The organism is Schleiferilactobacillus shenzhenensis LY-73, assembly GCF_000469325.1.
Classification (GTDB): Bacteria; Bacillota; Bacilli; order Lactobacillales; family Lactobacillaceae; genus Schleiferilactobacillus; species Schleiferilactobacillus shenzhenensis.
On the sequence record NZ_KI271599.1, the window covers coordinates 27,952 to 35,909 of the forward strand.

Here is a 7,958-nt window from a genome sequence, read left to right on the forward strand (position 1 = left end):
GTCCATTTTTCCTGCTCCACGAGGCGGCAGCGCGGAAGCGCAACGCCGTATCGGCCCAAATCGCCGGGCCTCGCGAACCTTCACTCCCTATTTCGCCCGTTAATAACACACTTCCGCACCCAAACCAAACTTCTCACAGCTTTGCACTTTTGTGGGAACGTTTGGTTTTTGTTTTGTGAATGACCACGTTATAATGAATGGAAGAAATAAGTGAAACGTGATACCGCCGGGCTTGGTCAAGGCTTGGCGGTGAGAAAGGGGACTGCCACCATGGAAAAAGAAGATCTGCTGGATGCCCGGGTCCGTCAAGACCTGGCCTTCATCCAGTACCTCTACACCCATAACGGCCATGCCACCCGGAAACAGATGGCCCTCGACCTGCAAGTCGACCCCCGGTTGATTGCCGATCACATGGCGATCCTTGGCGACCAATTGAACAGTCTCTTCCCCGATGCGCCCTTCCACCTGGGGCCGCCGGACGCGGAGTACATTCTCGATTTGATCAACTTGCCAACACTCGAAGACGTGACCAATCTCTTGATTCGTGACGGGTCAGCATACCAGATCCTGGTCTACATTTTCTGGCACAACGACTTCACTATGACCTCGCTCCAGCGGGAACTGCTGATGAGTTCATCGACACTGTTCCGCCACGTGGGCCGGTTGAACGAACTGCTCGCTCAATTCCATTTGGCGATCCGTAATAACCGGCTGCAAGGGCGGGAAGTGGACATCCGCCATTTCTACTTCCTGCTCTTCAGTGTGGTCAATGACCGGGACGAGCGGCTGACCAACACCAATAATCCGCAGATCGAGCAGTTCATCACCGACCTGCAGAATAGTGTCACCGGTCCCTTGCCCATGGATACCCGGCAATCGGTGCGGATCTACCTGCACTTGCTGCTGCAGCGGGTGGCCGTCAATCAACCCCTGAACGACGACACCGGCGGGTTCCGGCTGGCCACGATTAAAGAATTGCCGGGAATGGCCGCCATGTTTGCCATTTGGGGCCGACTGTTTACCCGCAATAATCATATCAATCCGGAATTTGAGGGCGTCGCGTTCTTTGTCTTTGCCTTCTACGCCCACGTTTTTCCCCTGGACAGCGAACTGTATCATACGCTTTTTCTACTCACGAATCCTTTCAGCAGCCGGTTGCGCAGCTATGTCCACGCGGTCATGGACTTGCTCAGCAGCAAGTTCGACTTAGGCGGTCAGCAACGGGAGCTGCAGCTCATTTTCTTCACTGAACTGACCACCATGGCGCTGCTGCCGGGGGCCATCACGAATGCCCATCAGCTGGTCTACACCGCCATGCAAGGAATCTACTGGAAGCCCGAATCCGGGCAGATGCAGTTCATTCATATGATCATTTCCCGCTTGCAGCGCCTATCGCCCGCCTTCAGTGCCCCGGGCGCCGAAGATATGCTGGTGGAGCGGCTGACCATGACCGTGCTGCTGCTCCTCGTTCACACCCGCCGGCAATTCAGAATTGGCCTGGTCACGACGACCGACCTGGCGACGAATTACTATATGCGCCGGGGTATCAGCCAGCAGGTCAGCGCCAACTTCAACGTATCGGTCAGCAACTACGATTCCACAGAGCAATACGACATCATCGTCACCACCAGTGTCGAGATGAGCAACCACATCGGCTTGAAGAACGACCTGCCGCTGATTCAGATGCAGGACTTCGGCACTGGGTCGGACTTCGTGCTCCTCTACTGGTACTTGGACGCGCTAGTCTCCAACTACCTTAAGACTGACCTGCCCGATCCTTAAGCAGCCGGTCCATGGTGTCGTTGAGCAGGCGGTCGACGAACACGTTCCCCGCGTTCGTGGCGTGACCCTTGGTCCACTGCCACTCAATGTGGGAGAAATGGGGCAGTACCCCGGCTAGCTCTCGCCACAATTCGGCGTTGGCCAGCGGCTGATCCCCCGCCCGACGCCAGCCGCGGCGCTGCCAGCCGGCCAGCCAGCCCTTGGTCACCGCGTTCAGGACGTATTGGGAATCCAGCGTGGCCAGGATCGGTTCATTGGCGAAGCCCAGCGCTTCCGCTCGGCGCAGTCCGTTGAGCAGGCCCATGATTTCCATTCGGTTGTTGGTTGCCCCAAATTCGCCGTCTGAGCCGCTGTACCGTTTTTGATCCTTCTGCGTCACGAGCAAGTACGCCCACGCCGCCACGTCCGTCTGTTTAACGTGACCACCCAGGACGTTGCCGTGGTTCCGCGAGCCGCCGTCACTCCACAGGGTGACGGCGTATTTTTTACTGTCAGCAGCGCGAGCAGAGGCCGCATGATGACTTGTTCGCGCAGCCCCGGCCGGTCGCGGGGTGCGGGGACCACCGGCGGCAACCCAGGCGGCTGCTTCGGCCCGGGTGGGGAAACTCTTGTAGCGGGCGCCTTGGTATCCCGTCACCAGCTTCTGCGTGGTGGGCCAATCGGTGAACACGCCGGTTTTCTTACCGCGCGCGACTGCATAATACTTTGTTTTAGGCATAATGCCATCCTTTCTAACTGTTCCTGATTACTTCGTTGCCGGCGGGAAGAAACGGACGGTGAGGGTGAGACCCGCCTTCTTCGCCAGCGCTTGAGCCCGCTTCTGAATCGCGGCCTGATCCTGGCGCCCTGCGGCGGTCAAGGTGATGGCCGCCAGGTTCTTCGTCTGGCCCGTCCGGTCTGCGACGCGACCGACATAGAGCTGCTCGATCTGCTGGGGATAGTCCTTCAACAATTGCGCTTGGAGGCTGGTTAAGTCCGTCGGCACCGCCGTACTGGCAGCCGCAGCCGGTGCGGACGATGACTGAGCGGCTTGCTGCATGTACGTCTTGAACTCGGCGGTGGTCATGTAATCGCCGCTGTTCAGCTGCCGCACATTCAGTTGGTAACCTTCGAGATGATACGCCGGCAGCATTTTCTCCAAGCGGCTGATCTGGTCCTTGCTCAAGCGTGAGCCGATCAGCGACAGGGTGATGGTGTCATCCTTGACGTCCTGGCTGGCCACGTACTCATCCGAGAGATTCGCCTCGACGAACTGATTGACCTGGGCCGCATCGTACGATTGCCGGATAATCCCGCTGGCAGAAATGAGGCTGGGAATCGCGACGATCACCGCGGCGGCCAGGACCAGCAGCTGCCGACGCCAGGAAATGGCCAATTTCTGCCCGCTGCGCAGACGAAAGTAAACGGTCCCCGCCGTGGTCGCCAAGCCGATGAAGAACGAGTTGATGAGGAACAGGTAGGCCGCGCCACCGACGTAGGTCCAATTCTGCTGGCTAAGGCCGTAGCCCACGGTGCACAGCGGCGGCATTAGGGCGGTGGCGATGGCCACGCCGGGGATAACGTTGCCGCCCTCCTTCTTGGCGCTGCCAATCACTCCGGCCAGCCCGCCGAACAGGGCGATCAGCACGTCCCACAGGGTCGGTGCCGTCCGGGCGATCAGCTGCTGACTGGCTTCTTTCAAGGGAGAAAGCGCAAAGTACAGCGTCGAAGCGACCACGGCAATCGCCACCTCCACGAGAAAGAGCCGCACGGCCCGGGCAATGAGGGGCGCATCACTGACGGCGATGCCGAAGCCGACGCCGACGATGGGGCTCATCAACGGCGACAGAAGCATCGCGCCAATGACCACCGGCGTGGAATTCATATTCAGCCCGACACAGGCCACCATAATGGCACAGGCTAAAATCACAGCGTTAGGCCACGCCAAGTTCAAATCGGCGCGGACGTTGCGGTTTAAAAACGTCAGATTAACAGCGGCTTTTTCTTCCATAGTACGTTTCCCTCCCCTTGACCTCTGACTTTCTATTTTACCAAATTCGGGCGAGTCCGTATCCCTGCGCACTGGGCCGCCATTTGCTATACTTAAGTCAGTGCATTAAGTCATAGAAAGCCGTGTCTTCATGGAACAATTTGAAAAATATCATCCGATTATGACCCCGCGTTTCACCTTCGATTGGCTGACCGTGGCCACCGTGAAGGACGTCTTTGCCATCCGCCACGACCCGGCCATCGCGGCTCAAGCCAACCGGCCGGCCGACGCCGACATCAATCAGACCGTCACCTTTATCAGTCAGACCATGGTCGCCGTCATGCGCAACCAGCAGCTGACCTGGGGCATCACCGACCGGGCGGAGAAGCAGTTTGTCGGCATCTTTGCGCTGGACCCCATCGATCCAGAGAGCGGCCAAGCCGGATTGCACTTAGAACTTCAGCCGGCGCTGGTCACGCCGCCGGTGGTCAATGAGATCATCGGCCACATGTCCGCCTTTGCCTTCGCCGAACTGGGGCTGCACTCCCTGACCATCTGGGTGCCGACTCGGGATGCCGCCACCAAGGACGCGCTGGCGGCGCTGGGTTACAAGCCCGCGGCTAACACCGATGCCAGCGCCCCCGCTGACTTTGATCTCTACCAAATCAGCCGGGCCGTCTCCATCGTGCCCCCCGCAGGTGAATAATTCGGTATTAAGACCGACGACAGCCGTCGGTCTTTTTGTTATGCTGTGGGGTAAGAAAACAAAAAGGGGTAATGACCATGTTCCCAATGATGTGGTGGTGGGATCCCACCTATATCCTCGTTATCATCGGCCTGCTGATTTCCGGGTGGGCGTCCGCCTATGTCAACAGTACCTTCCGGAAATATGACCAGTACACCAGCCGCTCCGGCGCCACCGGCACCGACGCCGCCGCGTACATCCTGCGCTCCGCTGGCATCCATGACGTGCAGATCAAAGAAATTGCCGGTAACCTGACCGATAATTACAACGGTAAAGATAAGACGCTGAACCTTTCTCAATCTACCGCTGAGTCCACTTCAGTCGCGGCCATCGGCGTGGCCGCCCACGAGTGCGGCCACGCGGTCCAAGATAAGGTCCACTATTGGCCCATGGCGCTGCGCACCGGCATCGTCCCCGTCGCCAATCTGGGCTCGACCTTATCTTTGCCGATCATCATTCTCGGTGTCATTATGGGGATGAATCAAACCCTGATTGACATTGGTATTTGGGCCTTTGGTTTAGCCCTGCTCTTCCAACTCGTCACTTTACCGGTGGAATTCAACGCTTCCCACCGGGCCGTGAACATCCTGGCCAGCTCCCCGCTGATCTCCAGCGATGAAGTGGTCATGGTCAAGAAAGTCCTTTTCGCGGCAGCGCTGACTTACGTAGCGGCAGCGCTGGCGACATTCTTGCAGCTGTTGCGGCTGATCATCTTGTTCGGCGGTAACCGGAATAACAATTAACCATAAAAAGTGCCCCCTCAAAAGTTGAAGGGGCACTTTTTATGCCTGCGGCAAGGTCTGCAGAAATGCCAGCACCGCCGCATCAAACCGGTCCGGCACCTCTGCCATAATATCGTGCCCGCACCCGTCAATCGTGGCCGTCTGAATATGCGTGTTCCAGCGGGCCGCCCAGTCGCCGTAACCGGCAGGGAAGTAAGGGCTTTGCAGCGCGCCAACCATTAAGGTGGGACACGCCATTTTCTCCACCACCGGCCGCCAGTCGGCACGCAGATGATTACTGAGCAGCTCCTCGGCGGCGATACGGAAGAACGGGTGGGCCTTCTCGGCAGCCAGCAACGGTGCCGCCACTGCCGCGTCCAACCCTTTCAGTGTTTCGTGATGACGGCTGAGCAGCTGGAAGAACTGGTGGGTGCTGGCCCGGTCCAACCCCCGGAACCCGTACCACCAGTTCTGGGTATTGACCATCATCGGGCTCTGGTCCACCGTCACCACCGCCTTCACCGCGAAGGCCGGGTAGTCTTTGAGAAAGGCCCAAATCACACTGGCCCCCATCGAGTGGCCAATGAGGATGGGCGTCTGCAGGTCCAGTGTGTTGAGCACCGTGTGCAGATCACCGGCGAGGACGCGCAGACTGGCGGCGGTGTCGCCCGTCGATGCGCCCTGCCCGCGATAATCCCAGGTTACGGTCTGGTACCCGGCAGCGGTGAACGCTGCCACCTGGGCGGTCCAAATTTCTTGATAGCCGCCGAAGCCGTTCAAAAAGACGACGGGCTGGCCGTGGCCGGAAACGGTAACGGCGACGCTGGTATTTTCTGCCACTGGGATCTGCTGCATAATGAGGCTCCTTTCTTCCTTAAACTAGAGGATCGGTGAAAGCAGGCGGGAGAAATACTGCTTGAAGCGCAGCCAGCGGGATTGCTGGGAAATCATCTCGCGGGTGAGCAGCGTGCTGTCGTTGATGTCTGCCTTGAAAATGTCGGTGAACTGCTGGGACACGCGGGAATCGTAGATGAAGCAGTTGGCCTCGAAGTTCAGGGCGTAGCTGCGGATGTCCTGGTTCATCGAACCGACGGAAACCACCTTGTTGTCCATCACAGCGGTCTTCGCGTGAATGAACCCCTTGTTGTAGATGTAGATCTTCACGCCGGTATAGGTGAGGATGTTGGCGTAATACTGGGTTGCCCGGTAGATGAAAGGGTGGTCGGGCCGGTCGGGGATCATGATGCGCACGTCCACCCCGGACGCGGCGGCGATCATCAGTGTATCGATCATGCTGTCGTCGGGAATGAGGTACGGCGTCTGGATCCAGACACTCTTCTCGGCCAGCATGATCATCCGCATCATGCCGCCCTTGAGGATCTGAGCCGTGCTGTCCGGCCCGTCGGAGACCGTCTGAATATTGGCATGACCGTCCAGGTTCGGGTCCGGGTGACGGAAGTACTTGGGCTGGAAGGTGAGCAGCTGGCCGTCCCGACCCACCGAGGCGTTCCAATCCATGGCGAAACGCTCCTGGAGAGAAAGGACGGCGGTCCCTTCCAGCCGGATCTGGGTGTCCCGCCAGTAGCCGAACTTCTTTGTCGGTTCAACATATTGGTCGCCGACGTTGAAGCCGCCGGTGTAACCGATGCGCCCATCAACCACCACGATTTTGCGGTGCAAGTGGTAGTTAAGGCGGGTCTTGGCGACCACGTTCTGGGCCGTGATGAACGGATACACCTGACCACCGGCCGCTTCATAGTCCCGGAACCAGCGCCGACTGGTGTGCGGCGACCCCCAGGGATCATAGATCAGCCGGACCTCCAGGCCCTCCTTGGCTTTCTCCGTCAGCAGGTCCAGGAACTGGTTGCCGATATTATCATTGAAGAAAGCGTAGTACTCCACGTGGACGGTCTCCTTGGCCGCCCGGATGTCGGCGAAGATGGCCTGGATCTGGGCCTGGCCGTCAGTGTAGACCTGGACGAGGTTGCGCTTGGTCAGCGGGGCATCCTCGGCGTTAACGAAGTAGCGGATGAGCTGCCGGGCGGTGTGGGTGGTGGTGTGGTCGGAGCGCTGGTTATCGGGGTCGGCCTGGTCGTCCTTGAGGATCATCTGCTTCATGTGCTGCAAGCCGACGTGCTCCCCGTGACTGATGTCGAAGATCTTCTCCTGCGCCAGGCCGCGGCCCAGGAAGGCGTACATTAAGAAACCAACGCCGGGCAGCAGCACCAGGACCATCAGCCAGGCCAGCGTACTGGCAATGTTGCGGGGGCGGTGGAACACTGTGACGATGGCCCCCACCGTGTTGAAGATCAGTAGAATGATGAAAACGGTAAGCACGATATTCACGCCAGCCAGCTCCTTACACCTAGATATTTCCAGTATAGTCGATGGCGGGAAGGCTTGCCAAATAACGATTTTGTAAGGGGTGTCAGAGGGCGGAGCCGAGCGGTTAGGCCACCCAGGCTAAGCGGCCCTAACGCCAAAAGCCCCGTACTTGGGCTTTTGGCGTTAGGGCCCTTAGACTGTGGTGGCCTGCTCGGCGGAGCCCGTTTAGGAGGAGGGGAGGAGGCAGGATACTGTCTGGTCTCTGGCCCGGGTGACTACGGGCTGCGCGGATTGGGGGCTGGAACGCTGTGGGCACGACTTTAAGCCAAAATGCAAAGTGCGCATTTTGTCTTAAAGATCGGCCTTATTCTAGGCGGCAAAGCCGCCAAGAATAATTTCACAGCTGAGCCCCCAT

Annotated in this window: 7 protein-coding genes; 3 read left to right on the top strand and 4 right to left on the bottom strand. The window is 58.7% G+C overall.

What is annotated here, in order from left to right:
- The first annotated feature begins 270 nt into the window (after nt 1-270).
- A complete protein-coding gene (locus L248_RS11240) occupies nt 271-1,782 on the top strand; it encodes an AcpB/EbpR/MafR family transcriptional regulator (protein WP_040536502.1) in 1,512 nt (503 codons plus the stop codon).
- On the opposite strand, the gene L248_RS11245 is transcribed toward L248_RS11240, so the two are convergent.
- The gene (locus tag L248_RS11245) at nt 1,757-2,500 is read right to left on the bottom strand and encodes a ribonuclease H family protein (RefSeq protein ID WP_022530354.1); all 744 of its coding nucleotides are present in this window, start codon (nt 2,498-2,500) and stop codon (nt 1,757-1,759) included. The two genes, L248_RS11240 and L248_RS11245, sit on opposite strands and share 26 nt — an antisense overlap.
- Nucleotides 2,501-2,527: 27 nt before the next feature.
- Nucleotides 2,528-3,772 (bottom strand): DUF389 domain-containing protein, encoded by a 1,245-nt coding sequence (locus L248_RS11250; RefSeq protein ID WP_022530355.1) that lies wholly within the window; start codon nt 3,770-3,772, stop codon nt 2,528-2,530.
- 130 nt (nt 3,773-3,902) lie between these two features.
- On the opposite strand from L248_RS11250, the gene L248_RS15350 reads away from it, so the two are divergent.
- Nucleotides 3,903-4,457 carry a GNAT family N-acetyltransferase gene (locus tag L248_RS15350; RefSeq protein ID WP_022530356.1) on the top strand — a complete coding sequence of 185 codons (555 nt, stop codon included), beginning with the start codon at nt 3,903-3,905 and terminating at the stop codon, nt 4,455-4,457.
- Between the two features lie 77 nt (nt 4,458-4,534).
- Complete coding sequence (locus L248_RS11260) at nt 4,535-5,239, top strand: zinc metallopeptidase (protein WP_040536505.1); 705 nt, start codon at nt 4,535-4,537, stop codon at nt 5,237-5,239.
- A gap of 39 nt (nt 5,240-5,278) precedes the next feature.
- On the opposite strand, the gene L248_RS11265 is transcribed toward L248_RS11260, so the two are convergent.
- A complete protein-coding gene (locus L248_RS11265) occupies nt 5,279-6,073 on the bottom strand; it encodes an alpha/beta fold hydrolase (protein WP_022530358.1) in 795 nt (264 codons plus the stop codon).
- 24 nt (nt 6,074-6,097) lie between these two features.
- Entirely contained in the window at nt 6,098-7,564 is a 1,467-nt protein-coding gene (cls, locus tag L248_RS11270; RefSeq protein ID WP_022530359.1) for a cardiolipin synthase, read from the bottom strand.
- Nucleotides 7,565-7,958 lie beyond the last annotated feature (394 nt).

What these genes read in the sequence shown, in the direction of transcription:
- L248_RS11240 (WP_040536502.1), top strand. Translation starts at nt 271, where the DNA reads ATGGAAAAAGAAGATCTGCTGGATGCCCGGGTCCGTCAAGACCTGGCC.
- L248_RS11250 (WP_022530355.1), bottom strand. Translation starts at nt 3,772, where the DNA reads ATGGAAGAAAAAGCCGCTGTTAATCTGACGTTTTTAAACCGCAACGTC.
- L248_RS11245 (WP_022530354.1), bottom strand. Translation starts at nt 2,500, where the DNA reads ATGCCTAAAACAAAGTATTATGCAGTCGCGCGCGGTAAGAAAACCGGC.
- L248_RS11260 (WP_040536505.1), top strand. Translation starts at nt 4,535, where the DNA reads ATGTTCCCAATGATGTGGTGGTGGGATCCCACCTATATCCTCGTTATC.
- L248_RS11265 (WP_022530358.1), bottom strand. Translation starts at nt 6,073, where the DNA reads ATGCAGCAGATCCCAGTGGCAGAAAATACCAGCGTCGCCGTTACCGTT.
- L248_RS15350 (WP_022530356.1), top strand. Translation starts at nt 3,903, where the DNA reads ATGGAACAATTTGAAAAATATCATCCGATTATGACCCCGCGTTTCACC.